Genomic DNA, 25079 nt, shown 5'->3' with positions numbered 1-25079 from the left:
GGCGCACCATTGCGCTTGCCGGAAGTTGTGATGTGGTCTCAGATTCCGAGAGCTCGCTGCACGAACCACACCAGGCCCATCACGGACACACCCGCTGCGACCGCCCCGGTCGTCCACAGCCCCGCCACCGGTCTGCGGTGGCGCAGCAGGGCGAGCAGCGGGAAGACGGCCACGATGATCGCCAGCTGGACGACCTCGATGCCCACGTTGAAGACGAGCAGCGACCACAGCAGCGACCACGACAAGGCCTGGTCGATGCCCAGTGCCGCGGCGAAGCCGAGTCCGTGCACGAGGCCGAAGCAGAAGACCACCGCCAGCCGCGTCCAGCCCGCGCGGTCCAGGCTGAGGTGACCGTGACCGACCGTCTCGAGATCCGTGGCGTGCGACCGGCGTCGCCGGATCCGCCGCAGATGCCAGCCCGCGACGACCGCGATCGAGAGCGCGATGACCGGCTCCACGAAGGACGCAGGCGCCTGCACGAGGCCGAGGGCGGCGAAGATGAAGGTCACCGAGTGGGCCAGCGTGAACGTCGTCGCCGCCAGCACGATCTCGCGCAGGCGGCGTGAGCCCGCGATGAGCGCCAGCAGGAACAGGATGTGGTCGAGCCCGGTGAGCAGGTGCTCGGCTCCGAGCCGGAAGAACTCCCAGAACCGCTCGGTCCAGGTCTGTTGCGTGGAGAACGACGGATGCTTGGCGTCGAGGGCGGCGCTTCCGGACTTCAGATCGAGGTCGTAGGTGACCACCGTCTTGCTGTCGCGCACATAGCCCTCGGAGTCCGGGAACAGCCCGCTGCGCACCTCGTGCGCTTCAGCGGACTCCGGGCACCGGTAGTCGAGAACCAGCAGCGCGTACGGGACACCGTCCCGTTGCTCGATCGTGAAGTGGCCGACCTGGGCCGGGGTGCACGCCTGGCCCCCGGCCGTGACGCCGAAGCGCTGGGTCGCGTACGCGACGACCGAGGCGGCGTGGGCGTCGAGCGCGGCGGCCTGCTTCGCCGCGTCGCCGGCCTCGAACGCCCCGTTGCCCGCTTGGAAGAGCGGATCATCCTTCTCATAGTCGGCAGCCGAGACGACGAGCAGGTCGTACTCCAGTCCGAGCTCGGAGCGGACGTGCCCGGTCTCGGGCGAGGTGAGGTCGACGTACACGGTCGAGCTGAACCCGTGGGCAAAAGCGGGCACGGCACTGAGCAGGACGGCCACGGCTACGGCGGCGACGACGGCACAGGCACGACGCCGAGCGACGTGGGACATGTGACTCCTCTTCGGTTGGCGAACGCAATCTGCTCGGCTCAGATGAACGAACGGCAACTCATGCGCAAACCAGTCATGAACCACGTATGACGGAAATAACGCCCGTATCGGAAGATTGCACGCAATGGGGTATGAAGTAGTCGCACTTTACGCCACCCCCGGAGGACGATCCCTATGCGCTCTCGACTTCTGCCCGCGAGCGCGCTGGCCGCGGCGGTCGCGACCGCCGTACTGGTCAGCGGATGCAGCTCCGGCGACGACTGGTCCGGGCCGCACGCAAAGCCCACCGCCGTCGGCACCCTCGGCCCGGGGTTCTTCAACCCCGCCGCACCGCCCGCCCCGGAGGCGACGATCACACCGCGACCCCGCTCCTGGGGCGGGGTCGGCCCGTCGAAGGGCTACCGCGTGGTGCTGCTCACCGCGGGGGAAGACCCCCAGACCAGGACGCTGGTGAGCGCCGTGACGGAGTGGGCCGAGGAGGAGCACGTCAGCCTCAAGACCGTCACGGCCACGGCGCCGGACCAGTTCATTCAGCGCATCAGCACGGCGATCGACCTGGCGCCCGACCTCATCATCAGCGCCGGCAACGACCTCGTCGACCCCCTGACCCTGGTCACCCCCAACCACCTCGACCAGCAGTTCCTCGTGGTCGGCGCCGAGCTGGCCGAGCCCACGGAGAACGTCACCGCCGCCGACTGGACCGGTGCGTCGTTCCGCGGCGAGGGACTCGGCATGTCCTCGAGGTACGAGCCCGCCACCTTCACCCCCGAACGCGCCGCGCGCGCCGTCCGGGCCGGTGTCGCGGCCGTGCTCAACGGCCTGACCGGCATCGTGATCTGGCTCGACTAGCTCCGCTCCTCATCGGCCGCCAGATGTACGGCCGAGCCGGCCTTCCACGCGGACCTCCATCGAAGCCGGCGGCCTCAGAGCCTGTTGAAGGGGCGTTGGCGCCGGCGCGCATGGGGGCTATAGAGTCTGGCCCGAGGTCAGCGCGACGCCGGACCTGAGGAGGCGGATGTCCATCACGCCGCTGTCCCTGCCGCAGCCGCCTCAGAGGGCGCCGGAGTTCGGGCGGGACGCGCTGATCGTCTGCGAGAGCCTGGTGCGGATCTATCAGTCCGGGTCGGTCGAGGTGCAGGCACTGCAGGGGCTGGACCTGGTCGTGGACAGCGGCGAGATGATCGCCGTCGTCGGGGCGTCCGGGTCGGGCAAGTCGACGTTGCTGTCCATCCTCGCCGGGATCGACGCCCCCACCGCCGGGCGGGCGCGCGTCGACCGGTGGAACCTGCTGGCGATGTCTCGTGCCGACCGCGTGCATTACCGGCGGCACACCGTCGGATTCGTCCGGCAACAGACGGCCGGCAACCTCGTGCCCTACCTGACCGCGCGGCAGATGATCGACCTGCCGATGACGGCGGCCCGCATGCCGGCCCGCACCCGCCGCACCCGCACCGCCGAGCTGCTGGACACCCTCGGAGTCGCCGACTGCGCCGACCGGCGTCCCGCGCAGCTGTCCGGCGGGCAGCAGATGCGTGTCGCCATCGCGGTGGCCCTCGCCAACAAGCCCCGCGTCCTGCTGGCCGACGAGCCGACCGGCGAGCTGGACACCGCCACCTCTGCGGAGGTCTTCCTGGCGTTGCGGAACGTCAGCCGGCAGCTCGGTGTCACCGTCGTCGTCGTGACCCACGACCCTGAGGTCAGCGGCCAGGTCGAGCGAACCGTGGCGATCCGCGACGGGCGCACCAGCAGCGAGGTGCTGCGCCGCACCGCCACCGGCGCCGACGGCGGCACGCACGTGATCGCCGAGGAGTACGCCGTGATGGACCGTGCCGGGCGGGTCCAGGTGCCGCGCGACTACCGCGAGGCGCTGGCGCTGACCAGGCGGGTCCGGCTGGCGCTGGAGGCCGACCACGTCACGATCCACCCCGACCTCGACGGGCACGCATGAGCGCCGGTCCGACCGTCAGGCCGCTGCTCACCGTGCGCGGCGTCCACCGGCGCTTCGGCACCGGGCCGACCGCCGTCCAGGCCTTGCGGGACGTGTCGTTCGACGTCGCCGCCGGCACCATGGTCGCCCTCGTTGGCCGATCCGGCTCCGGCAAGACCACCCTGCTCAACATCATCGGCGGCCTGGACCGCCCGGACGCCGGCACCGTCCTCGTCGACGGCACCGACGTCACCGCCCTCGACGAGGACGGCCTGTCCCGCCTGCGGCGCGAGAAGGTCGCCTACGTGTTCCAGACGTTCGGCCTGATCCCGGTGCTGTCGGCCGCGGAGAACGTCGGCGCCCCGTTACGGCTGGCTCGCACCCCGCCGGAGGAACGCGAGCGCCGTGTCGAGCTGTTGCTGGAGCTGGTGGGCTTGGCCGACCACGCCCAGCAGCGTCCGGGCGAGCTGTCCGGCGGCCAGCAGCAGCGGGTGGCGATCGCCCGGGCCTTGGCCGCCTCGCCCCGGCTGCTGATCGCCGACGAGCCGACCGGGCAGTTGGACGCCGAGACGGGCCTGTCGGTGATGGCGCTGCTGCGCGGAGTGGTGGAGTCCGAGGGCGTCACGGTGCTGGTGTCCACGCACGACCCGGTGATGATCGCGCTGGCGGACCGGGCCATCCGGATCGTCGACGGGCAGGTCGACGGGCGGTTCGAGGGGCAGGTCGACGGACAGGTCGACGGGCGGGCAACCTCGTGATCGTCCGAAGCGGCCCGTGCTGAGGCTGCTCGCCCTCCGCGCCCGCGCGCAGTGGCCACTGCTGGCAGCCCTCCTGACGGTCGTCATGGTCGGCCCCACCCTGCTGGGCATCTGCGCCCTTCTCGTCACCCGCACCGCCGAGCAGGCGCTGGAGGCCGCCGTCTCCCGCGCCGCCCCCGACGACGTCGACGTCACCGCCTACACCATGACCGTCCGCGGCCCGGACGCGCGATCCGTCGCCGACGACACCCGCGGCGTGCTCACCTCGGCGCTCGCTCCGTTCGCCGCGACGACGGCCGCGCGCGCGTCGTCGGTGATGCGGTCGCTGCCGGCGACGCGTGCCGGAGGGGACGGCGTCCCGGCTGAGACCTACCTGTCGAGTGTGGAGGATCTGCCGGCCCGCGCCCAGTTGACCATCGGACGCTGGCCGCGCGCCACGGCCGACGCCGCGAAACACGCCGCGCCGCTGGAGGCCGTCGTGCTCCAGCCCACCGCGCAGGTGCTCGGCCTCACCCTCGGCAGCCGCGTCCACCTCGGCTCGGAGCTGTCCAGCGACCCCGCCCCGGCGGTCGACGTGACCGTCGTCGGCGTCGTGCGCCCGCTGCCGGGCACCGGCTGGGACCGCGACCCCCTCACCGCCGCGGGCTACGACCTCGCCTACCAGGACGGCCGCTCCGTGCGGCCGGTCCACGCCTATGGGCCGTTCGTCGTCGACCTCGCCGACCTGCTCACCGGTGGCTCCACCATCGACCAGCTGGAGATCATCGCCCATCCTGACCTATCCGCCCCCACCCGCCGCGGCCTCGACACCGTCGCCGAGGCCATGCCCGGCGCCGACCGCCGACTGGCGCGCACCCTTGGTGACCGGGTGAGGATCGAACGCGTCGCCTCCCGGCTGCCGCTGACCCTGCTGGCCGCTAACGACCAGCAGCGGGTCACCGCCGCCGCCGTGCTCGCCGTCGCCGTCCTCGGCAGCGTCCTGACCGCGACCGCCCTCGCCCTCGCCGGCCGGCTCACCGCCGGCGTGCGCGCCGACGAGACCGCCCTGCTGTCCGCTCTGGGCGTCAGCCGCGGCCAGCTCGCCGCCGCCGCGACCGTCGAGGCCGGCACCCTCGCCGTCCTCGCCGCCGCGCTCGCGATCCCCGCCTCGTCCGCCCTGCACGCCGGCCTGACCCACCTGCCGCCAATGGCGGGCGCCGGGCTCGCCGTCCAACCGGGCGTGACCGGCGTCCAGGTGCTCGCCGTCGCCGGTGGCGCGCTGGCGCTCGCGGCGGTGCTCGTCGTCCTCGCGGTGCGGCCCGCCCCCGCGGTCAGCGATCGTCGCCGCCGGCGCGAGCTGCTGGCCCGCTCCGGTGCCGACCTGCTGCTCGTGGCGTTCGCCGCCGCCGGCTGGTGGCAGCTGCACTCTCAGCCCACCGGCTCCAGCTCCCGCGCCGACGCCGTCCTCGTGCTCGCTCCCGCGCTACTACTCACCGCGGGCTCCGCGCTGGCGCTGCGCCTGGTGCTCCCCGCGCTGCGCGGGGCCGACCGGCTGGCGCGCCGCGCCCGCGGGCTGGTGCTCCCGCTGGCCGCGTTCGAAGCCGCCCGCCGGCCGCAGGCGGTCGCCGCGGGCTTGCTGATCGGCCTGACCTGCGCGGCCGGCACGTTCGGGATCGGCTTCGACGCCACCTGGCAGCGCTCGCAGCACGACCAGGCCGACCTGTCCGTGGGCACGGACCTCGCCCTCACCCTCACCACTCCGCCGGTCACCGGGCAGGGCGCGGCCGTCAGCGCGGCCACCGGGGGTGCGGTGAGCCCGGTGACCGACCGCGGCATCGCGGTCGGTCAGTGGCTCGGCAGCGCCGGCGACCCGCCGCGGCTGGTCGCCGTCGACACCTCCCGCGCCGAGGACCTGCTACGCGGACGGCTGAACGGTGGCCGCAGCTGGACGGACGTGGGCGCCGCCCTCGCACCACCGACCCGCGCCACCGGCGTCGCCGTCCCGGTCGGCGCCGCGCTCACCCTGACCGGGACGGCGACCGGCGCGAGCCCGCTCACCGTGACCCCCCGGCTCCTGCTGCAGGACGCCACAGGCCTGCGGACCCCCTGCACCGGCGCGCCCGTCCCGCTCGACGGCAGGGCGCACCCGCTGCCGGCATGCGCGACGGCCGAAGGGCTGCGGCTGGTGGCGGTGTCCCTCCCGGTCACGGCCGGCGTGACCGCACCGGGGAACGTCAGCATCGGCTCCCCCTACACCTTCGACGAGCCCCTGGCCGGCGACAGCCGCGTCGCCGTCACGCTCACAGTGCCGGGAGCCCCCGCCTCCGCCGGCACGGCGCCCAGGTCGCCCTGGACCGCCACCTCCGCCGCACCCGCCCCCGGGCAACTCGTCGATCCGGCCGTCGCCCTCACCAGCACCCCCGCCGGCACCCAGCTGAGGATGACGACGACGGTCAAGCTCGAGGGCCCCCCGGACGCCGCCCGAAACCTCGTCGCCACCGCCTTCCCCGCCCCCGGACCGGTACCCGCCGCCGTCTCCGCCCGCTTCGCCGACGAGGTCGGTGCCCAGCGCGGCTCCCGGCTCAGCCTCACCGTCGGCACCACGCCCGTCCCGATCAGCGTCACCGAGGTGCTGCCCACCGTCCCGTCCGCCCCCGGCGCCGCCGCCGTCCTGACCGACCTGGACACCCTCTCCCGCGCCCTCGTCGTCAGCGGCAACCTGGAGTTCCCTGTGGACGCCTGGTGGGTCGGCCACCCGGCCCAGGGCGACGCCGCCGTGCGCGTCACCGCCCTCCACCTCGGCACCGTCACCACCCGCGCCGCCGAGACCGCCCGCCTCACCGGCGGCCCCCTGCGCGCCGGACTGCCGGCCGCGCTCCGGCTGCTCGTCCCCGCCTCGGCTCTGCTGCTGCTCGCCGGCGTCGTTCTGCATGTGACCTGCGACCTGCAGATCCGCGCCCTTGAGGTGGCGCGGCTGCGGGGCCTGGGGATGTCCCGGCGCGAGATCCGTACCGTGCTACTCGGCCAGCACGTCGGCGTCCTGCTGCCCCTGCACGCGGCAGGCGCGGCCGTCGGCGCGTTCGCCACCGGCATCATCGCGCCCCTGCTCGTCCGCTCCGACATCGGCGCGGCGCCCGTCCCGGCCGCCCTGGCCAGCTGGCCGTGGGCCCCCGAGGCCGCCTTACTGGCCCTGCTGCTGGCCGGGTGCACGCTTGCGGTGGCCGCCGTGGTCACCGTCCAGGCCCGCCGCGCCGACGTCGCGCACCTGCGGGTGGCATCGTGAGCGAGCGCACTGCCCTGCGGCCGCCTGGTCGCCGGCGGCCTGCCCTGCACTGGCCCAGCATCCGCGGCCGCGCCCTCGCCGACGCCGGCTCCCTGCTGATGGCCGCCGCCGTCGTCGCGGTCGTCACCCTGCTCGCCGGCGCCGTGCCGCCACTGCTGCGCGCCACCGCCGACGACGCCGTCCAAGACGCGGTCCGCCGCGCCGGCGACGACGCCGACATCGCGGTCCACGCCCGCTGGGAACGCGACGACGGGCCCAACGGCGGTCGCGTCCGCGCTCCCCGCCTCGCCGAGGACGTCGACGACTTCCGCAACAGGGCCACCGACGCGCTCGGCCCCAGCCTGCGCCCCGCGCTGCATCCGCCCGTCGCCACGGTCACCAGCGACACCCTCAAGATCACTGACGGCAGCGTGCTGCGCACCTTCCAGCTCACCTACCTCGCGAACGACCACGGCGCCGGGCCACGCGTGACCTGGATCGCGGGCGGCCCGCCCCGGCCCGCCGTCCCCGCGGCGGACAGCCACGTCGAAGTCCCCTACGAGGCGGCGCCCTGGCCGGTGCAGGTCGGCCTGTCGGAAGCGGACGCCGACGCTCTCAAACTGCGTCCCGGCGCTCGCATCCCGCTCAAGGACGACCAGAATCGCGTCAAGCATGTCCAGGTCAGCGGCATCTTCCGGGCGACGGACAGCGCCGATCCCGCCTGGCGGCTCGCCCCCTGGCTGCTGCATCCGGTCTCCGGCGCGGACGGCGTCGGTGCCACCCGGCTCGCCGGCCTGCTGTCACCCGACTCCCTTCCCGACGCCCGCCTCGCCTTCAACCAGGACCAGCTGCAGCGCACCGTCTGGTTCACCCCCGACCCGGGCGTGCTCACCTGGGATTCCGCCCAGGCGATCACCACGACCGTGGTCGCCCTCAAGGCGACCTCCGGCTCCTCCAGCGTCCTCGACAGCTCCTTGAAGTGGGAGACGCAGCTCGACACCGTGCTGCGGGACGTCCGAACCCAGGTCAGCGCCGCATCCGCGCAAGCGTCCGTCCTGCTCACCGGCGTCCTGGCCGCCGCGGTCCTGGTCCTGCTGCTCGCCGCCGACCTGCTGGTCCGCCGCCGCACCCCGGCGCTGGCCGCCGCCCGGCAACGGGGGGCGGCCCTGCCAGACCTGGGCGCCGAGCTGCTGCTCGAGTCCGCCGGGGTGGCGCTGTCGGCCGGCGCGGCCGGGCTCGCGCTGGCCCGCGTGGTCGCGCCGGGCGCCTCCTGGGGCTGGGTGGTCCCCGTCGTCCTTGCCGCTGCCGCCGCCGGCCCGGCGTTCGGCACGCTCGCCGCCGCCCGTGCCACCCGCGACCGGCGTGCCCCCGCCAACCGGACCGCACGCCGTTCGGTCCGCCGCACCCGCCAACTGCGCCGCGCCACGCTCGAGGCGGCGGTCCTGATCGCCGCGGTCGCCGCCTTCGCCGCGCTGCACCAGCGCGGGATCCTTCCGGCCGCCCCCTCCGGCGATGCGGCCGGTCCGGGGTCCGGGCCGGACGGTGGCGCGGCGCTGCCCGCGAGCGCGCCCACCCTAGGCGTTCTCGCCGGCACGCTCGTCCTGCTGCGGCTGCTGCCCGCCGGGACGCGCCTCGCGCTGAAGCAGGCCCTGCGCTCACGCCGCCCGCTGGCGGTGTTCGGCACCGCGCGGGCGGCCGCCACGTCCGCGCGCGTGCTGCCGCTCCTGGTCCTGGTTACCTCCGCCGCGCTGGCGTCGTTCGCGCTCACCCTCGACGCCACCGCCCGCCAGGGCCTGGCGGACGGCGCGTGGCGCACCGTCGGCGCCGACGCCCGCCTCGACGTCGCCCCCGCCGCCGCGACCTCCACGCCCGCGCTCGCCCGGCGCATCGCCGCCGCGCCGGGAGTACGGCAGGCCGTCGCCGCACAGGTGACCGACAGGGCAGGCGTCGTCGCCGACTCGCTGATCGTCGCCCCGCGCCTGGTGATCGTGGACGCCCCCGCGTTCCAGCGGCTGCTGGCCTCCACCCCGCTGCCGGACGCGCCGGCGCTTACCCGGCTCACGGCAACCGGTCACGGCGACGTCCCCGCGCTGGTGCGCTCGAGCGACGGCAGCCTGCGGCCCGGCATGCGGCTGGAACTGCTCCGGGACGGTGCCCCGAACATCCGGCTCACCGCCGTCGGTACGGCACCCGCCGTCGGCGACGCCGGTGACGTCGTCCTCGTGGACGCCTCGACCGTCGCCGCCGCCGGTATGCCCGCCGTCCCGAACACGGTGTGGGTGACCGGCCCCGGAGCGGCGCGGGCGGTCGCCGCGAGCGCCGTCGCCGCGGACACCGTGCTGCGCGCGGACGTGCTGAGTGCACGCCGCGCGGCGCCGCTGACCTCAGGGCTGCTGCGGTTGGCGTGGGTCTCAGCCGCGGCCCTGCTGGCCCTGGGACTGCTCGGGCTCGCTCTCGGCGCGGCGGCGAGCGCTCCGGGGAGGTGGCAAACCCTGACCCGGCTGCGTACCCTCGGCCTGCGGCCGCGGGACGCCCGCTGGGTCGCCGCGGGGGAGTTGCTGCCGCCGGTGGTGGTCGCCGCCGTGGGCGGACCGCTGCTCGGGGTGCTGCTCGCGCGCCTGACGCTCGGCTCGCTCGGGCTGCGGCTGCTCACCGGGCAGCCTGCCGACCCGGCCCTGGTGCTGCCGTGGTGGCAGCTCGGTCTGGTGACCGTCGCGTTGCTGGCGGCGGTCGCTGTGGTGGTGCCCATCGAGTCGGCGCTGCGGCGCCGCCGGCGGCTGAGCGAGGTGCTCCGCGCAGGCGAGGGATAGCCGAGCGACGGGACCACGGAAAGCGAGCAGACCGAGGTCTGAGGCAGCGTCGACACCTGCACGAGATCGTAGCGGGATAGGCTGCGGCGAGGTCCGGCATTGCCACGGCGGTGAACGGTCCGGCAGGGTGACCGTGCGGATGATTTCTGATCGCCGGTCCTGAGTGGCGCTTCAAACGCTGAGGGAGCGTTATGGACAGGGATGTTCTGAACGAGGCGTATGACCGGCTGCACCGCATGGGGCCCGAGTTCGGTGGGGACGAGGAAGGCAACCACGGGCTGACCAACCACGGCCCGATGGTCGCGGAGGTGCTGGTACGGCGAGGCCACGAGGACGACGTGCCGTGCTGGGTCGACGAGTACGTACCCCGGCTCAGGGAGCTGCCGACCGGTGGAGAACCGATCGGGGACGAGAACTGGCGCGAGGCAATCGGCGACGGGCGGCGAATCGCGGACTGGACCCTGTTCTTCTCCCGGAGCCTGGCCGAGCGGCCGTGGCAGGAGGTGCTCGCCGCATGGTGGCCGCGTCTGCTGCCCGGCATCGCGGCAGGATCCACGCACGGTGTGATCCGGGTGGGACATGCTGTGCGGGCGCTGCTGGCAGGTGAGACCGAGGTCTCGCGGAACGAGCTGGCGCACGGCCTGGCGTTCTGGGCGGGACGATGGCGGACGCTCCCCGGCCTCACCGAGCCGGCGGGCGAGCAGGACGCCGCACAGGCGCTCGCTGCGATACCACATCTGCCGGAACAGAAGGGCCTGATCGCCTTCCGCGTCCCGCGCCTGGCCGGCGTGCCTGGCTGGACGCCGGCACTGGCCGCGCTGCGCCCGCCGGCCGATGACGACGACGTGCCCGCGCGGCTCAAGGACCTGATCGACGCCGCCACCGTCCGCTACCTCGCGTACGGCAAGGGCAGCCCAGTGCTGCTGGTCCACACGGCCACCGCGCCCAACGCCGTCCTGCACACGCTGCCCGCGCTGCCCCGCCCGTTGTGGGCGCCGAGCCTGTCCGCGGTCTGGGCGGCGAGCGCCGCGATCGTGGCGATGTACGAGCCCGCCGAGGCCGTGCCCCGCGAGCTGCTTCCGAAGGCGCCGGACACGAGCGACCCGGCCGCCGAGACGCTGCACCGGGCGGTCGAGCACGGCGACGAGCACGTCATCAAGCTCGCCGACACTGCCGTCGACTCCTTTGCCAGGACGGGCGACCCCGACACCCTAGCCGCCGCCGCCCTGGCGGCCGAGCTCCTCGACGCCCGCTCCTGATCCCAGAACACGACGATCCTGCCGGCAAGAGCGGCCAGGGCACCTCGCTCGCCTCCTACAACTTCCCGGACCGGTTCATCCGCCACTACAGCAACACCGTCTACATCGCCAGTAACGGCGGCTCGAACGCCTTCGACAGCGCGACCTCGTGGGCCGACGACGTGAGCTGGGTCGTCGACCAGCCCTGGGCATAGATGCCGGGGAACACCACTCCATGTGGTCTCAGACGTCCTGGGGTGTTAGCGAGATCCCGAGATTGTCAGGACGAACACAAAGGCCCGTCCCAGGCTTTCCCTGGTGACGGGCCTTTCTCATATGCGCGGCCGAGAGGACTCGAGCCCCTAACCTTCAGATCCGCAGGGAAGGGCAGAAGCCTCGTCGATAGTAAGGTGCGTGCCGGTATCGGCTGCTCACGACATTGCCGAACCCAACGACGGGCCCGACGTCTACGAGACGGCCAACGCCGGCTGCATCCGGGCGGTCGTGCGGGTCCGCGAGATCAGCCGCAGGCCCGCGGCCGCCAGCACGGCCAGCATCGGGATGGTGCCGACGGCCGGGAGGATGGGGAGGTCGTACGGCATGAACAGCAGCCCTGCGTAGCCCAGCACGATGCTCGGCACCGTCCACCAGCCGAGCACGCCGGCGCGGGCCAGCCCGACGAAGGTGATTAGCAGCGCGAGCGACACCAGCGGGCCCGGGTTGAACGCCAGCTGTTGGGCCGGGTGCGCGAGGACCTTGTCCGACAGGGCGACGGCCTGGTCGATGGGCAGGTTGCGGGCGATCTCCATGTGGAACCAGTCGGACAGCAGGGAACCGGACGTCTCCAGCAGACCGAGCGCGCCGAGCAGCGCCCCGACGATCGTGACGATGCTGCCCTTGCGGCCACGGACCAGGAACGGCAGAGCCAGCAGGCCGACGCCCATCAGCAGGTTGCCGTAGTGCAGGAACAGCGCCGACAGCTGGGTCTGGAACGGGTCGGCGGCGAGCGACTGGAGGTACTCGGCCTTGCCATCGCCCGAGGCGGGCGGCGACGTGGCGAGGCCGGTGAAGAAGAACGCGGCGCCGGCGATGAGCGAGACGCCGCCGGCGATGGGGAGAGCCTGCTTGGCGGGGCTGGTGTTGTTGTTCATGGCCCGGAACGCTACGGCGGGGAACCCGGGCGGCTCTGCCGACTGCGGGCTCGACCCGTGTCCGCCGCGTGGCGGACACGACACGATCACGCTGTCCGTCGTACGGCCGTACCAGCGATCACCCCGTACGCCCTACATTGGGGAAATGTCCCGCCTGATCGTCCCTTGGGGAGCCGCCGCGGTCCTCGCCGTCATCGGGGTCGCGGAGATCATCCTCGAGGGTTCCTCCGCCGGCGCCCCGGCCGCTCCGGCGGCGGCGCTGGCCGCGGTCGTGCTCGGCGCGGTCGTCGCCGGCCCCTTCCCCGTGACCGGCACCGCGATCGTCGCGCTGGCCTTCCCGATCGCGGTGGTCGGCGGCCTGAACGGCCCCACCGGCGCCACCGTCCTCGCCTTCTTCCTGGCTCCCGGCTGGGCCGGCTACGGCACCGCAACGGCCCGCGGCGAGACTCCTGGATCGGGTGGTTCCGGGTCCCGCAGGGACGCGCTCGCCGCCGCCCGCAGATCCTGGCCGGCGCCGCTGGCGGCGCAGCTGATGGCCAGCCTCGGGACGTGGATCGCCGGGCGGACGGCCGGATCCACCGTCAGCGGGCTCGCCGCCATGGCCTGGGAGAACCTCTTCTTCGGCCTGCTGTGCTGGGGCGCCTGGGGGGTCGGCCTCCTCGTGCGGCGGCTTCGGGACCGGGCCGATCTCCTCGCCCGGCTCGCCGCCGCCCAGGAGGCCGAGCGCGAAGCGCGCGAGCACGCCGTCGTGGTCGAGGAGCGGCAGAGGATCGCCCGGGACATGCACGACGCGGTGGCACACTCGATCAGCGTGATGGTCCTCCAGCTCGGCGCCGTGCGCACCACCCTGCCGGCGGGCACCCCGCAGACCGAGATGCTGCTCGGCGTCGAACGGCTCGGCCGGGAGTCGGTGCAGGAGCTGCGCACCCTGGTCGGCATGCTCCGCGACGCCACGTCGGTGGCCGCGTCGCAGCCGACGCTCACCCGGGCCGAGGACCTTGTCGCCGAGGTCCGCGCCGCCGGCCTTCCGGTGGAGCTGACGACCGACGGCGACTTCACCGGCCTGCCCCGCGCGGTCGACATCTCCGCCTACCGGGTGCTCCAGGAGGCGCTGACCAACGTCCTACGGCACGCCGGCACCGTGCCGACGATCGTCACGCTGCGGAACACCGCCGAGAACGTCACCGTCACGGTGGACAACGACCGCGGTGGCGAGCGGGCCGCCACCACACCTGGGCACGGCCTCACCGGCATGCGCGAACGGGTCGCCGTGTTCGACGGCTCCCTCAGGGCCGGACCGCGCCCCGACGGCGGCTTCACCGTCCACGCCGTCTTCCCCACCGGGAGCCGGCCGTGATCCGCGTCGTCATCGCCGACGACGAGGCCATGATCCGGGCCGGCCTGCGCATGCTCCTCGACCACCAGGCCGACATCGAGGTCGTCGGCGAAGCCGCCGACGGGCAGCAGGCCCAGGACGAGGTCCGCCGGACCGCGCCCGACGTGGTCCTCATGGACGTGCGGATGCCCCGCTGCGACGGGATCGAGGCGGCGCGGCGCATCCTGGCCGAGTCGGCCGCCAAGGTCGTCATCCTCACCACGTTCGACGAGGACGAGGCGGTCCGGCAGGCGCTACGGGCCGGAGTCAGCGGGTTCCTGCTGAAGGTCGCCCCGCCGGAGCAGCTGGTGGACGCGGTACGCACCGTCGCCGCCGGGAAGGCGCTGCTCGACCCGGCGGTCACGCTGCGGGTCATCGAGTCGTTCGCCGGGGCACCCAGCGCCGACCCTCGGGCCGTCGCGCAACTCGCCACGCTCACCGAGCGCGAGGTCGACGTCCTGCGCCTGGTCGCCCGGGGACGGTCCAACGCGGAGATCGCCGCCACGCTTTACCTCGGCGAGGCGACCGTCAAGACGTACGTCTCCCGGATGCTCACCAAGCTCGACCTCCGCGACCGGGTCCAGGCCGTCGCCTTCGCCTACGAGAGCGGGCTGGTGCGGCCCGGCGTCACTGGAACAGGCTGACCAGCGACCCCGAACCTTCTGATCCGTAGCCAGTTCTAGATCGTCCATCGGCGTTCACGGGTATCGGAAAGACCTGCTCAGAGGCCCAGTCTCACAGGAGAACCGGGAGGGGCGCGTCCGGACCAGGTGGCCTTCGAGTAGTACGTGGATGCTGCGGGCATCGGCCCAGATGGTGACGGTCCGCCCGGCAGATGCGGCGGCGAACTTGATCTGCTTGTTGTCGGGCAGGCACAGCCCGCCCGACAAGAGAGACTACGGCGTCCCACTTCACCGCCGTCACGCCGGTTTCATCGGCCGGGTCCCTCGAACTCGCCGACGCTGTCCGCTCGAGCCGGTAGGAGCAAGGCGGTGACGACCACGACCACGGACAGCACCGCGCCGATGATGAAGGCCAGCCGCATGCCTTCGAGGTTCGCGAGCGCCTCCGTGGCCCCCGCGGATCTCAGGACATCGGCTCGCGCGCTCATCACGGTGATCACGAGCGCGGTGCCGATGGCCGCGGAGACCTGTTGCAGCGTGCTCAGGATCGAGCTGGCGTGAGAGTAGAGCGGTGGTGGAACTGCTCCAAGCCCGAGGGTGAATACCGGGGTGAAGGTCGCGGCCAGACTCACCATCAGCAGCGCGTGCAGACCGAGGAGCTGCCAGAACGGCATGGTCATCGTGACCTGGGTGAAGCCAGCGAGCGCGAGCGTGATTCCGATCGCGCCGGGGATGACCAGAACCCGGCCGCCGAACCGGTCGAACAGGCGGCCAACGGTCGGACCGAGCAGCCCCATCGCGAGGCCGCCCGGCATCACGAGGAGTCCGGTCTGCAGAGGGCTAAGCTCGCGGACGTTCTGCAGGTACAGCGGCAGCAAGATCATCGAGCCGAGCATCGCCATGAAGGCCACCGACATCAGGATCAGCGCGACCGTGTAGGTGCGGCGGCGCAGGGTACGCAGGTCCATCAGCGGCACGCCGCGCTTCTGCAACGACAGCTGGCGGACGACGAAGACGGCGATGGCCACCAGGCCGGCCGCCACGATCGCGGCGGCAACGCGGACGTCACCGCCCTCGAACCGGCTGAGCCCGTAGACCAGGCCGCCGAAGCCGGCGGCGGCGGTCACCACGCTCAACCAGTCGATGGTGCTGAACTGGGGCTCCCCGACGTTCTTGAGCTGTTTCAGTCCGCGCCATGTGATCACGGCGGCGATGGGGAGCACCACGGCGAACAGCAGCCGCCAGGACCCGAATTGGAGGATCACCCCCGAGACCGCCGGGCCCATTGCGGGCGCGACCGAGATGGCCAGGGTGACGTTGCCCATCACCCGGCCCCGGTCTGCCTCGGGCACCACCTGCATAAGCGTGGTCATCAGCAGCGGCATCATCACCGCCGTCCCGGACCCCTGGATGATGCGGGCGCCCAGCAGCACCTCGAACGTCGGCGCGACGGTGGCCAACGCCGTGCCGAGCAGGAACAAACCCATCGCGGTGGTGTACGCGTGGCGGGTGGACACCCGCTGTAAGAACCATCCGGTGATCGGGATGACAGCGGCCATGGTCAGCATGAAGGCGGTCGAGAGCCACTGCGCGGTCTGCTCGGTGATGTGCAGCGCGCCCATCAGCCGCGGGATCGCATTGATCATGATCGTTTCGTTGAGGATGACCACGAACGTGGCGAGCACCAGCAGTCGGATCACGGCCGGGGTTCGATCTGAAACGGCGGTCGCGGGCTTGGCAGGTGAGTCGAGCTGTGGGCTGGGCACGGCACCTCGATCGGAGTTGTCGGACATGACGTCGTCATTGCTGGCGTTCCAGCCGTGGGTCTCACAAAAAGTTGTGGTCATGCAAAGACTGACCGGTACCACCGACAAAACTCATCGCCCATGCCCAGAATTCCGGCAAGTGATGCGAAACGTCACCCGGTTTTCACCGGCGGCGGACGACCTCCAGATCGTGCGAAGGAGCACCCCTATCGCTCCATGGCCTGGGTGAACACCTCTCACACCGCGCCGCCCCGAGGGCTGGGCCACCACGGTAGCGAGCACCACGAACCGGGTTGGTCGTCGATCCCGTGACAGCTTGCACCTGCGGTCGGACAACCTGATGATCCTCTGCGGTAGGAACGGCTATCGATCAGCCAGGCCGGCAGCCGCCTCATGGGGTACCGGCGTGTGTCCGAGGGGCGACTCGAACCGTTGGCCTACCTGGTTGGGCAGGCGGATCAGTGGCTAGGGCTCGACTGAATCAGGAGCCGGTGGGAGCTGTCGATCGAGGCGCCATCGATCGACGCGCCTATGTCTTCATGGCCGATGATCGTCACGACGACGCCCCATGGGTGCTCTTTGGTCACCCGCACACGAACCCGTTGACCAGGAACGAGGTCGGCTCCTGCGGCATCGAATCGGCGCACGAGGTCATTGTGGCGGATCCTCGCGCGGATTCGCTCACCCGATCCTTCCGCCTGGGCGCGACGTTAACGGTCGGCGAGCGAAAGTCCCTACCTGCTATCTGACCCGCCGGCGATGATCGTGTAGTGCCGCACAGGATCAGATTGTGCCGCTCTTGGCGGGGATCCGCTTGCCGAGGTTGATGAAGAAAAGGATCAAGCCCACGGTCAGCACGATGTGCCCCAGTCCGGCGATGCCGGAGATCGCCGCACTGGTCTTGGCGCCGAGGACCGTCTGGGTGCCGTGGATGATCATCATGAGGACGGTCAACGCGAGACCCGCGTTGTAGACCCAGAAGGACCAGTTGAAGAGATTGCTCGCCGATAAGGTGAACAACTTCTCCAACGCCAGCACGACGAGGTAGAAGAGCATTCCGAGCACGAGCAGGTGCGTGTGCACCACTCCGAGTTGGTTGTCGCCCGTGAAGTCGTTGAACTTGGTGAGCTCGCGATAGTACAGACCGCTGACCACGCCGAGGATCATGTAGATGTGTGCCGCGTAATAGAGCTTTTTCATGATTGCGACCTTAGTAGGTGATTTGCAGGGGTTGAGTGGGGGTGATCGGCTGGAACGCTCGACGGCGGTTTCAGGGCCTGGCGTTTTTCCAGGTCGCGCTGCTGAGGAAGTAGGTGTCGTAGAGCTCCTGGACCTCAAGGAGGCTTTCGGGGGGCACCTTGCCGTAGGCGACGCGCTCCAGGTGGCGGAAGTACTCGAACCGGTCGACGCCGGGGGTGATGACGATGAGGATGTCGGCGTCCTGTCCCGGTGCGGCGGCGAAGGCGTGCGCGAGACCGGGCGGCACGATCACCAGGTCGCCGCGTTCGGCGGTCACGACCTGCTCGCCGGACAGCAGCTGGGCGGTGCCGTCCAGCATGTAGAACAGCTCGGCCGAGCCGGCGTGGCGGTGCGGCGCGGCGCCGTCCGCGCCGCCGGTCAGGGTGACCCGCTGGGTGGACAGCGCGCCGCCGGTCGAACCGCTGTCGGCCAGCAGCCGGATGGTGGTCGGGGCCCGGCCGATCACTTCGGCCTCCGCGGAGCGGACGATAACGGACCGGTCGAACTCCGGTACGAACAGCGACATGTGGGTGACTCCTTGCTCGGGGTGATCGGGTGGCGTGCGGGGGTGTGGATCTCAGGGAGCCGTGGCTCTCAGACGGCGAACAGCAGGGCGGCGCTGATCAGGACGACCACGGCCGTGGCGAAGTGGATGCCGAAGGCGGCCGCCTTGGTGCCGCCGTGGCGCAGGACGATGAGGGTGTCGCCGAGCGGGGCGAGGGCGACGATGAGCATGAACCAGGCCTCGGCGCGGGCGCCCGCGAAGGCGAGCAGGGCCAGGCCGAGGATGCCGTAACTGAGGTCGCGCACGCCCTTGATGCTCAGGTAGGCGGCGTTTGCGTCCTTGTTGGCGGGGACGCCGTAGCCGGCGGCCGCGGCGTAGGGCGCCAGTAGGAACCGCAGGCCGATGAAGACGACGAAGAGGTCGAGCAGGATGGCCAGTCCGTAGGCGGAGGTCATGAGCATGATCTTCTCTTTCGCTAGCAGCGCTAGATGCAATAGCGAAACTAGCACAACGTCGACAGGAACTCTAGCGGCGCTAGAATGATTGCATGCGGGTGAAGTATGTCGGGCTGGACGGTCGTTGCGTCCGCGTGGTCAGTCAGGGCGATCCCTGCCCGGCCGCACGAGGCCGGATTCGTATGCTGCCACGGTGGCCTGCACTCGATCCCGCACGCCGAGCTTGGCCAGGACGCTGGCCACGTACGACTTGACGGTGCTGTGGGCCAGGTAGAGCCGGTCGGCGATCTCGGCGTTGCTCAGTCCGCGGGCAAGGAGGCGCAGGACGTCGGTTTCGCGTCGGCTGAGGTCGGGCAGGCGCACAGGAGGTGATGGGTGTGTCGGCGAGGCGTCGAGCACCTTTTTCACCAGCCGGCGCGCCACCTGGGGAGCCAGTTGTGCCTCCCCGGACGCCACTCGGATGACGGCTTCGATGATCCGCTCACGCGGCGCGTCCTTGAGCAGGAACCCGCTGGCGCCGGCCCGCAGCGCCGCGACGATGTACTCATCGAGGTCAAACGTGGTGAGTACGAGGACGTAGGGCGACGGCGGGTCGGCGAGGATTTCGGCGGTCGCGGCGATCCCGTCGAGGCGCGGCATGCGGACGTCCATGAGCACGACGGTGGATCGCGCGGTCGATCGCACGCCATCGGTGGCGACATCCTGATCGTGCTCGGTCTTCCGGCGATCCTCGCGGTCCAGGGACGCCGGGCGGCCAAGCTCACCCTGGTCGGCTACGTCGGACTGTTCCTGGCCCTGGTGATGCTGAACATCGGCGAGGGCGTCATCGAGGCGTTCGTCAAGCCGTACCTGGTAACTCACGGCGGCATCCCCAGCACCCCACCGAGCGGCTACGGCATCTACGAAACGATCGCCCTGCTCGGGCTGCTGATAGGTCTGATCTGCCTGGGCATCGCGGTGATCCGGGCCCGTGTGGTACCGATCTGGGTCGGCATTCTGTTCATCGCATCTCCGCTGGTCAACTTCCTCGGTCTCAGCGGCGCGCTGGCCCTACTCAGCGACTACCTGGCCTTCATCGCCATGTTCACAATGGGCGTTTACGCCATCCGGCCGGCATCGGTCGACGCGCCGGACCCGGTGCCCGCACTGTCCTGATCGGGAGGGGACGGTGGCCGGTGTCAGCGGAACAGCACCGGCCACCGCTCCCGCGGGCGCAGAAGAACCGCAGGTTGCTCCGCGATTCGGCGGTTCAGATCATGAGGCGCATTCTCCTGCGTATCGACTGTGAGCGACATCACGCGTTAACCGTGACACAAGGGTGTCGCGGCGGGGCGGCACGCTTGGCCGCATGAACGTACCCACCATTCACCTGATCGGCCCGGACCCCGACGAGTTGGCCGAGACCCGCGCCGTCAACGACCGCATGGAGAAGCTGCTCGACGGCCAGGTGCCGCTGCACGTCCAGGACGACCCCGTGGCGGCCCGTGAGTTCCAGCGCGCGGGCGGCGGCGGGTTCCCCACCCTCGCGACGGTCTCCGAGGCGAACTGGCGCACCGTGACCACCTCCGACGGCGGCCGGCTCTGGCTCCGGGCCTTCCTCCCGCCGGACGAGCGCGCGCCAGAGGGCGTGTTCCTGCACTTCCACGGCGGTGGCGGGGTGATCGGCTCGGCAGACGGGCAGGATCCGCGCTTGCGCGAGGTGGCCGCCAACTGCGGCGTGGCGGTGCTCAGCGTTGAGTTCCGGCTCGCCCCGGAACACCCTTACCCTGCTGCGAACGACGATGCCGAGCAGGCAGCGCTCTGGCTGCTGGCTAACGCCGCCGCCGAGTTCGGCACGCAACGGCTGCTCATCGGCGGGGAGTCGGGCGGGGCGCGGCTGGCCGTCACCACGCTCCTGCGGCTGCGTGACCGGCACGCCGTGGCGCCCGCCGAGGCGTTCCTGGCCGCACAGCTCTCCTTCGGCGGCTACGACCTGGGCCACGGCACACCCAGCAGCCGCGCATCGGGCGATCGAAACCGCCTGATCAACAGGCCGATCCAGGAATGGTTCTGGAGCAAACAGTTTCCGGGACTGTCGCCCGACAAACGCCTCGATCCCGACATCTCCCCTCTCTATGCTGACCTGCGTGGTCTGCCCCTCGCGCGGTTCACGGTGGGAACAGCCGATCCCTTGCTCGACGACACGCTGTTCATGGCGGCCCGCTGGGCGGCGGCCGGCAACGCGGCCGAGCTGGTGGTGGCGGAGGAGGGCTGGCACGGGTTCACATTGCATCCCACGGCGCTGGCCAGGCGAGAGCTGGCGGCCCAAGAGGAGTTCCTGCGCAGATGGCTGGCCTAACCTGAGAAGTCTGACCGTGCCCGTGACCCGATGACGCCATGAACCGTACCGAACGCCTCTATGCCCTGGTAGACGAGCTGCGCGCGGCCGCGCCCCGGCCGCGCACCGTGGGCTGGCTGGCGGACAGGTTCGGGGTGTCGCGGCGTACCGTGCAGCGTGATCTACAGGCGCTGATGGAGGCGAGGGTGCCGGTGCGTGCGGAGGCCGGGCCGCACGGGGGCTGGTTCATCGACCGCGACACCGCCCTGCCGCCGGTCAACCTCACTACGGCAGAGGCACTGGCAGTGGCCGCGGCGCTGGCCGGGGCCGAGCACACGACGCCGTTCTCGGCTGCGGGACCAGCCGCCATGCGCAAGTTGGCTGCCGTCCTGGGCGAGTCCGCCGCGGAGGAAGTACGCGCCCTGACCGAACGCATCCACGTGCTGCCCGCCCGCACCGCCTCCGGCGTACTCCCGATCGTCGAGCAGGCGGTGGCCCGCCAGCGCGTCATCTGGATCCGATACGCCGACTCGGCGGGGCGGGAAAGCGAGCGCGAGGTCGAGCCGGGCGGCCTGCTCACCGCCTCGGGCTCGTGGTACCTGATCGGCTGGTGCCGCAGCCGCCGAGCGGGGCGAGGCTTCCGCGTGGACCGCATCCTCGCCGCCGAACTGCGGGGCGAGCCCTGCCCGGTCCGTACGGTGCGATCCTTGGACCATGCTCTGGCCGAACGCGTCCGCCGGGCCGAAACGCTGCGGTCCCTCAGCTGGGATACCGCGCCCTTGTGATCCAAGCCGTCGCCCGCCCCCTGCGGGGCGACCCGCACGTGGCGCATGGACTCGGGATCGCAGCGGACCCAGATCGCGGCAAGGTCGATGCCCTTGGCGGCGCACCGGTTCTCCAGCCGGGTGAACCATGCCTCGTCGCGCAGTTCGGAGATGAACGGTGCCGACAGGATCGCCGAGGTGCCGCAGTTGAGGTTGTCCCATGCGGTTTCCATCAGGCACCGGTACAAGATGTGGAAGGTCCTGGTGAACTGCGCTATTGCCCGCGCCGCGCCACCGCGATCGTGCAGGCCATCCTCGTCCTGCCCGCCATCGAAGCCAACCGCTACCCAGGATGAAAAGGGTTCGTTCATCCCGTGGCCAAGGCTTCGGTCGGAGTGAGGGCGGCGGCGCGGCGGGCCGGGTAGAGGCCGGAGACGATTCCGACCAGTACGGCTGCGGTGACACCGAGCGTGATGACCTGGGCGGGGAGGGCGAGAGGCCAGCCTTGGGCTAAAGCGAAGAGCAGACTCGCGGCCAGGCCGACGATGGTCCCCGTGACGCCCCCGCACAGGGACAGGGCCACCGCTTCGACCACGAATTGCAGACGGATCTGCCCTCGCGTCGCCCCGAGGGAGCGGCGCAGGCCGATCTCCTGGCGGCGTTCCAGCACCGAGATGACCATGACGTTGGCTATGCCGATGCCGCCGACGAGGAGGGCGACCGCGCCGAGTCCGAGGAAAAGGCCGTTGAATGCCGCACGCGCGGCCAATTCCGCGGTGAGAGCGTCGGACGGGCGGCTGACCTGAACTTGGTCGGGATGTTCGGGGTTGGCGGTTGCGGCGAGTGCCTTTGCGATCGTGGTGACGCGGTCGTCGGTCGACCGTTCGTACACGATGGTGGGGTGGCCGTCGAAGCCGAGTTCCTTTTCCGCGTACGGCCAGCCGACGAGCGCGGCGTTGTCGAGGTCGGGGGCGAGTGGGAGCGGGTCGAGTATGCCGATGACCGTCATCCACCGGCCCGCGATGTAGATCTGCCGTCCGGGTCGGTCGATGCCGAACCGGTCGGCGGCGTACGTGCCCAGGACGACGGCCGGGTACCGGGCGGTGGCCGGGTTGAGGAACGTGCCCGACCTGACCGTCCCCTTCAGCGTCGCGAGGAGGTCGAGCCTCACGGCGGCGACTCCCACTCCATTGGTGACCGCCGGGTCGATCAGCTTGGTACGGCGGGCGGTCGCCCCTTTCACGTACGCGATGGCGGTGGCGCCGACCACACCGGGGATGTGGGAGACGCGGGCGACCGATTCGAGCGGCAGTGACGCCTCCTTCCCGTTGATCGAATGACCCGGCGCCACGGTCAGCACGTTCGTCCCGACACGGGCGAGTTGCTCCTGGAGACCGGCACCGCTGACCGTGCTGATGCCCATTACGGCGACCATCGACGCGATCCCGATGGCCACTCCGAGGGCCGACAGCACGGCCCTTCCCCGGCGTGCCCGCAACCCGGCCAGCCCGACGGCGACCAGGTCCCATGCGCTCAGCCGGGCCGGTTCGGGAATCACTGGAGCCTCCCGTCCAAGACGTCCACGCGGCGTGGGAGCGCCTCGGCCAGGTCGGTGTTGTGGGTGATGACCACGACGGTGGTGCCCTCCTCGTGCAGTTTCCACAGGATGTCGACGATGCCCGCGCCGGAGGCCGTGTCCAGGTTGCCGGTGGGTTCGTCGGCGAACAGCACCACCGGCCGGGCGACCAGGGCGCGGGCGATGGCCACCCGCTGGCGTTCGCCGCCCGACAGCTCGTGCGGGCGGTGGGTGAGCCGATCGCCGAGCCCGACGCGTTCGAGCGCCTCGTGCGCGGCCATGATGCGGCGGCGGGCGGGGACGCCCAGGTAGAGCAGCCTGGTGGCCACGTTCTCCGCGGCCGTCAGGTGGGCGGTGAGGAAGAACTGCTGGAAGACGAACCCGATCCAGTTCGCTCTCACCGCCGACAGCCGCCGGTCGGACAGAGCGGCCGTGTCGTGGCCGAGCAGCCTGACGCGGCCCTCGCTCGGCCGGTCGAGCGTCCCCATGAGGTGCAGCATGGTGGACTTGCCCGACCCGGACGGCCCGCAGACGGCCACCAGCTCCCCTGGGCCGATCGTCAGCGTCGCGTCCCACAGGGCCCGCACCCCGCCCGGGTACGTCTTGGACGCGTGCTCCAGCTCGATCACGCTCATGGTTTGGGCACCTGGACCCGCGTACCCTCGGCCACTCCGGTGACCTCGACGAGCCCTCCGGCGAACAGTCCGATCTCGACCGGGACAAGCCTTCCCGCCACGTTGACCGCGAACGTGCCGTCCGCCTGCCCGAGCAGGGCCTCGACGGGTACGGCGAGCACGCCCTTGTGAACGGCGCCGGCGAACCCGGCGGTGACAGGTGCGGCGACGAGACGTCCCGCGACCCTCGGGTGGTCCAGGGTGATCGTGACGGCGATGGTGGCCGTCTCGGTGCCCTGCCCGGTCTGACCGGTGGTCGCCGCCTTCGCGACGGTGCCGATGGTGGTGACGTGCCCCGTCGTGGTCTTTCCACCGGGGAGCGTGATGGTGACCTTTCCGCCTTTGACCGCGAGTTGCTGCTGGTCGACGGGAATGTCGACGACGACCTGACGTTTCAGGCCGGTGACGGTGAGCAGCGGGCCCGAGGCGGGCCCGCCGAGCCGTGCGGCACGTGAGGCGACCCTGATCGGGCCGGGTTCCACGACAGTGTCCGACGGGGTGAGCGTGCCGGTCTGGGGCCGGCCGAGGTGGCGCTGCCACGCCTTGACGGCCTGCGCCGTCGCCCAGGTAAACCGGTCATCCACGACCAGCGAGTAGCCCAAGGCGGCGAGATTCCGCTCGACCACCCGCACATCCCGGCCTCGCACTCCAACCGACAGCGTTCGCCACAGTGGGGTCCGCCCGTAGATGAGCGGAACGGCGTGCCCGTCGGCTGCATAGACCCGCTGGCCGAGCCTGATGATCCGGCCTTCCGCGGGCAGCCACGTCACGATTCCCGAGCCGCCGGCCACGGTTGTGCGGCCGGCGTAGCCGAGCGTGCCGTCCACGTTGGTCCTGCTGACCAGGTCCGTACGGACGACGGGTGTCGTGGGGAACGACGGGGTGGCCGCCTGCGTCGGAGTGCAGGCGGTCAGCACGAGCGTCACGGCGACCAGCCGTCTCACTCCCCCACCTCTTTCCGGCAGGCGGCCATGATGGCGTCGATGTCCTTGCCGGGCGGGGGCGTGCCGACTCTGATCCCCGGCTCGGCGGCCGTCGGGTCGGACGCGTCGACGCCGTTCTTGCGCAGGCAGGCGGCCGTCTTGCGCATCTTGTCGAGGTCCTCCGGGCTCGGAGGTTCCTCCTGCGGGGCATATTTCTTGCAGGTCTTCAGCGCGGCTTCGAGCTTGTCCTTGGGCACACCACGGGCGTCGAGGTTGAAGCTGTCCTCACCGGCCGGCGGGTCGGTCGCGTTGACTCCCTGCTGGCGGAGGCACTGGGCGTACTTGACGAGCTGGTCGTGCTTCTTGCCGTCGGCACCGAGGCCCGGGATGGCGCCGCATCCCGCGACCAGGAACGCCAGGGCGATAACGAGTCTTTTCATGCGGCAGACGATCGCGGAGGGGACGTTTCGCGGCGGTCTCCGCGCTC

24 protein-coding genes and 1 pseudogene are annotated in these 25079 nt (G+C 71.6%); 14 read left to right on the top strand and 11 right to left on the bottom strand.

Features of this window, described 5'->3' with window-relative positions:
- Positions 1-38: 38 nt before the first annotated feature.
- Positions 39-1250, bottom strand: coding sequence for a HupE/UreJ family protein (locus MYF83_RS08680; RefSeq protein ID WP_248959705.1), 1212 nt, complete (start codon positions 1248-1250; stop codon positions 39-41).
- Positions 1251-1424: 174 nt separating this feature from the next.
- On the opposite strand from MYF83_RS08680, the gene MYF83_RS08675 reads away from it, so the two are divergent.
- From MYF83_RS08675 to MYF83_RS44200, 7 genes are all read left to right on the top strand, one after another.
- Positions 1425-2099: a type 1 periplasmic-binding domain-containing protein gene (locus MYF83_RS08675; protein WP_248959704.1), complete on the top strand. Its 675-nt coding sequence runs from the start codon at positions 1425-1427 to the stop codon at positions 2097-2099.
- 166 nt (positions 2100-2265) lie between these two features.
- The gene (locus tag MYF83_RS08670) at positions 2266-3198 is read left to right on the top strand and encodes an ABC transporter ATP-binding protein (RefSeq protein WP_248959703.1); all 933 of its coding nucleotides are present in this window, start codon (positions 2266-2268) and stop codon (positions 3196-3198) included.
- Positions 3195-3935: an ABC transporter ATP-binding protein gene (locus MYF83_RS08665; RefSeq protein WP_248959702.1), complete on the top strand. Its 741-nt coding sequence runs from the start codon at positions 3195-3197 to the stop codon at positions 3933-3935. The genes MYF83_RS08670 and MYF83_RS08665 overlap by 4 nt, the downstream gene beginning before the upstream one ends.
- Positions 3936-3951: 16 nt before the next feature.
- Positions 3952-7197: a permease gene (locus MYF83_RS08660; RefSeq protein WP_248959701.1), complete on the top strand. Its 3246-nt coding sequence runs from the start codon at positions 3952-3954 to the stop codon at positions 7195-7197.
- The gene (locus MYF83_RS08655; protein WP_248959700.1) at positions 7194-9986 is read left to right on the top strand and encodes an FtsX-like permease family protein; all 2793 of its coding nucleotides are present in this window, start codon (positions 7194-7196) and stop codon (positions 9984-9986) included. The genes MYF83_RS08660 and MYF83_RS08655 overlap by 4 nt, the downstream gene beginning before the upstream one ends.
- 191 nt (positions 9987-10177) lie before the next feature.
- Positions 10178-11245 carry a questin oxidase family protein gene (locus tag MYF83_RS08650; protein ID WP_248959699.1) on the top strand — a complete coding sequence of 356 codons (1068 nt, stop codon included), beginning with the start codon at positions 10178-10180 and terminating at the stop codon, positions 11243-11245.
- Positions 11242-11439, top strand: a complete 198-nt coding sequence (locus tag MYF83_RS44200; RefSeq protein ID WP_372500116.1) for an AbfB domain-containing protein — start codon at positions 11242-11244, stop codon at positions 11437-11439. Before MYF83_RS08650 ends, MYF83_RS44200 begins: the two co-directional genes overlap by 4 nt.
- A gap of 252 nt (positions 11440-11691) precedes the next feature.
- Here the strand turns inward: MYF83_RS44200 and MYF83_RS08645 are convergent, their stop codons facing one another.
- Complete coding sequence (locus tag MYF83_RS08645) at positions 11692-12375, bottom strand: hypothetical protein (protein ID WP_248959698.1); 684 nt, start codon at positions 12373-12375, stop codon at positions 11692-11694.
- A 145-nt stretch (positions 12376-12520) separates the two neighbouring features.
- Here MYF83_RS08645 and MYF83_RS08640 point away from each other — a divergent pair, with 145 nt between their 5' ends.
- Both MYF83_RS08640 and MYF83_RS08635 read left to right on the top strand, forming a co-directional pair.
- Positions 12521-13732, top strand: coding sequence for a sensor histidine kinase (locus MYF83_RS08640; RefSeq protein WP_248959697.1), 1212 nt, complete (start codon positions 12521-12523; stop codon positions 13730-13732).
- Positions 13729-14394 (top strand): response regulator, encoded by a 666-nt coding sequence (locus tag MYF83_RS08635; RefSeq protein ID WP_308201420.1) that lies wholly within the window; start codon positions 13729-13731, stop codon positions 14392-14394. Before MYF83_RS08640 ends, MYF83_RS08635 begins: the two co-directional genes overlap by 4 nt.
- Positions 14395-14681: 287 nt before the next feature.
- Here the strand turns inward: MYF83_RS08635 and MYF83_RS08630 are convergent, their stop codons facing one another.
- Positions 14682-16166, bottom strand: coding sequence for an MDR family MFS transporter (locus tag MYF83_RS08630; protein WP_248959696.1), 1485 nt, complete (start codon positions 16164-16166; stop codon positions 14682-14684).
- A gap of 464 nt (positions 16167-16630) precedes the next feature.
- Between MYF83_RS08630 and MYF83_RS08625 the strand changes: the two genes are divergently transcribed.
- The gene (locus MYF83_RS08625) at positions 16631-16888 is read left to right on the top strand and encodes a hypothetical protein (RefSeq protein ID WP_248959695.1); all 258 of its coding nucleotides are present in this window, start codon (positions 16631-16633) and stop codon (positions 16886-16888) included.
- 34 nt (positions 16889-16922) lie between these two features.
- On the opposite strand, the gene MYF83_RS08620 is transcribed toward MYF83_RS08625, so the two are convergent.
- The 4 genes from MYF83_RS08620 to MYF83_RS08605 form a co-directional block, all read right to left on the bottom strand.
- Positions 16923-17339, bottom strand: a complete 417-nt coding sequence (locus tag MYF83_RS08620) for a DUF2871 domain-containing protein (protein WP_248959694.1) — start codon at positions 17337-17339, stop codon at positions 16923-16925.
- 70 nt (positions 17340-17409) lie between these two features.
- On the bottom strand, positions 17410-17904 hold the full coding sequence (locus MYF83_RS08615; protein ID WP_248959693.1) for a cupin domain-containing protein: 495 nt from the start codon (positions 17902-17904) through the stop codon (positions 17410-17412).
- Between the two features lie 68 nt (positions 17905-17972).
- The gene (locus MYF83_RS08610; protein ID WP_248959692.1) at positions 17973-18344 is read right to left on the bottom strand and encodes a DUF4267 domain-containing protein; all 372 of its coding nucleotides are present in this window, start codon (positions 18342-18344) and stop codon (positions 17973-17975) included.
- Between the two features lie 132 nt (positions 18345-18476).
- Positions 18477-19079 (bottom strand): LuxR C-terminal-related transcriptional regulator, encoded by a 603-nt coding sequence (locus MYF83_RS08605; protein ID WP_279339311.1) that lies wholly within the window; start codon positions 19077-19079, stop codon positions 18477-18479.
- Between MYF83_RS08605 and MYF83_RS08600 the strand changes: the two genes are divergently transcribed.
- From MYF83_RS08600 to MYF83_RS08585, 4 genes and pseudogenes are all read left to right on the top strand, one after another.
- Complete coding sequence (locus MYF83_RS08600) at positions 19047-19493, top strand: hypothetical protein (protein WP_248959690.1); 447 nt, start codon at positions 19047-19049, stop codon at positions 19491-19493. The two genes, MYF83_RS08605 and MYF83_RS08600, sit on opposite strands and share 33 nt — an antisense overlap.
- A gap of 193 nt (positions 19494-19686) precedes the next feature.
- Positions 19687-20676: an alpha/beta hydrolase fold domain-containing protein gene (locus MYF83_RS08595; RefSeq protein ID WP_248959689.1), complete on the top strand. Its 990-nt coding sequence runs from the start codon at positions 19687-19689 to the stop codon at positions 20674-20676.
- Between the two features lie 38 nt (positions 20677-20714).
- On the top strand, positions 20715-21440 hold the full coding sequence (locus MYF83_RS08590; protein ID WP_248959688.1) for a helix-turn-helix transcriptional regulator: 726 nt from the start codon (positions 20715-20717) through the stop codon (positions 21438-21440).
- A gap of 225 nt (positions 21441-21665) precedes the next feature.
- Positions 21666-21775: pseudogene (locus MYF83_RS08585) on the top strand (IS5/IS1182 family transposase); the annotation flags it as partial.
- Positions 21776-21786: 11 nt separating this feature from the next.
- Here the strand turns inward: MYF83_RS08585 and MYF83_RS08580 are convergent.
- Genes MYF83_RS08580 through MYF83_RS08565 form a run of 4 tightly spaced genes read right to left on the bottom strand, consistent with a single transcriptional unit; the run spans position 21787 to position 25032 of the window.
- On the bottom strand, positions 21787-22977 hold the full coding sequence (locus MYF83_RS08580) for an ABC transporter permease (RefSeq protein WP_248959687.1): 1191 nt from the start codon (positions 22975-22977) through the stop codon (positions 21787-21789).
- Positions 22974-23630 carry an ABC transporter ATP-binding protein gene (locus tag MYF83_RS08575; protein WP_248959686.1) on the bottom strand — a complete coding sequence of 219 codons (657 nt, stop codon included), beginning with the start codon at positions 23628-23630 and terminating at the stop codon, positions 22974-22976. Before MYF83_RS08575 ends, MYF83_RS08580 begins: the two co-directional genes overlap by 4 nt.
- A complete protein-coding gene (locus MYF83_RS08570; RefSeq protein ID WP_248959685.1) occupies positions 23627-24613 on the bottom strand; it encodes a peptidoglycan-binding domain-containing protein in 987 nt (328 codons plus the stop codon). The genes MYF83_RS08575 and MYF83_RS08570 overlap by 4 nt, the downstream gene beginning before the upstream one ends.
- On the bottom strand, positions 24610-25032 hold the full coding sequence (locus MYF83_RS08565; protein ID WP_248959684.1) for a hypothetical protein: 423 nt from the start codon (positions 25030-25032) through the stop codon (positions 24610-24612). The genes MYF83_RS08570 and MYF83_RS08565 overlap by 4 nt, the downstream gene beginning before the upstream one ends.
- Between the last annotated feature and the right edge of the window lie 47 nt (positions 25033-25079).

The sequence above is a fragment of the Sphaerisporangium perillae genome, assembly GCF_023276435.1.
GTDB lineage: Bacteria > Actinomycetota > Actinomycetes > Streptosporangiales > Streptosporangiaceae > Sphaerisporangium > Sphaerisporangium perillae.
This window is presented reverse-complemented; position numbering and strand designations above follow the sequence as displayed.

Coding starts and splice junctions, on each gene's coding strand:
- MYF83_RS08680 (WP_248959705.1), bottom strand. CDS start 1,250: ATGTCCCACGTCGCTCGGCGTCGTGCCTGTGCCGTCGTCGCCGCCGTA.
- MYF83_RS08675 (WP_248959704.1), top strand. CDS start 1,425: ATGCGCTCTCGACTTCTGCCCGCGAGCGCGCTGGCCGCGGCGGTCGCG.
- MYF83_RS08670 (WP_248959703.1), top strand. CDS start 2,266: ATGTCCATCACGCCGCTGTCCCTGCCGCAGCCGCCTCAGAGGGCGCCG.
- MYF83_RS08665 (WP_248959702.1), top strand. CDS start 3,195: ATGAGCGCCGGTCCGACCGTCAGGCCGCTGCTCACCGTGCGCGGCGTC.
- MYF83_RS08650 (WP_248959699.1), top strand. CDS start 10,178: ATGGACAGGGATGTTCTGAACGAGGCGTATGACCGGCTGCACCGCATG.
- MYF83_RS08645 (WP_248959698.1), bottom strand. CDS start 12,375: ATGAACAACAACACCAGCCCCGCCAAGCAGGCTCTCCCCATCGCCGGC.
- MYF83_RS08640 (WP_248959697.1), top strand. CDS start 12,521: ATGTCCCGCCTGATCGTCCCTTGGGGAGCCGCCGCGGTCCTCGCCGTC.
- MYF83_RS08630 (WP_248959696.1), bottom strand. CDS start 16,166: ATGTCCGACAACTCCGATCGAGGTGCCGTGCCCAGCCCACAGCTCGAC.
- MYF83_RS08620 (WP_248959694.1), bottom strand. CDS start 17,339: ATGAAAAAGCTCTATTACGCGGCACACATCTACATGATCCTCGGCGTG.
- MYF83_RS08615 (WP_248959693.1), bottom strand. CDS start 17,904: ATGTCGCTGTTCGTACCGGAGTTCGACCGGTCCGTTATCGTCCGCTCC.
- MYF83_RS08610 (WP_248959692.1), bottom strand. CDS start 18,344: ATGCTCATGACCTCCGCCTACGGACTGGCCATCCTGCTCGACCTCTTC.
- MYF83_RS08595 (WP_248959689.1), top strand. CDS start 19,687: ATGAACGTACCCACCATTCACCTGATCGGCCCGGACCCCGACGAGTTG.
- MYF83_RS08590 (WP_248959688.1), top strand. CDS start 20,715: ATGAACCGTACCGAACGCCTCTATGCCCTGGTAGACGAGCTGCGCGCG.
- MYF83_RS08575 (WP_248959686.1), bottom strand. CDS start 23,630: ATGAGCGTGATCGAGCTGGAGCACGCGTCCAAGACGTACCCGGGCGGG.
- MYF83_RS08565 (WP_248959684.1), bottom strand. CDS start 25,032: ATGAAAAGACTCGTTATCGCCCTGGCGTTCCTGGTCGCGGGATGCGGC.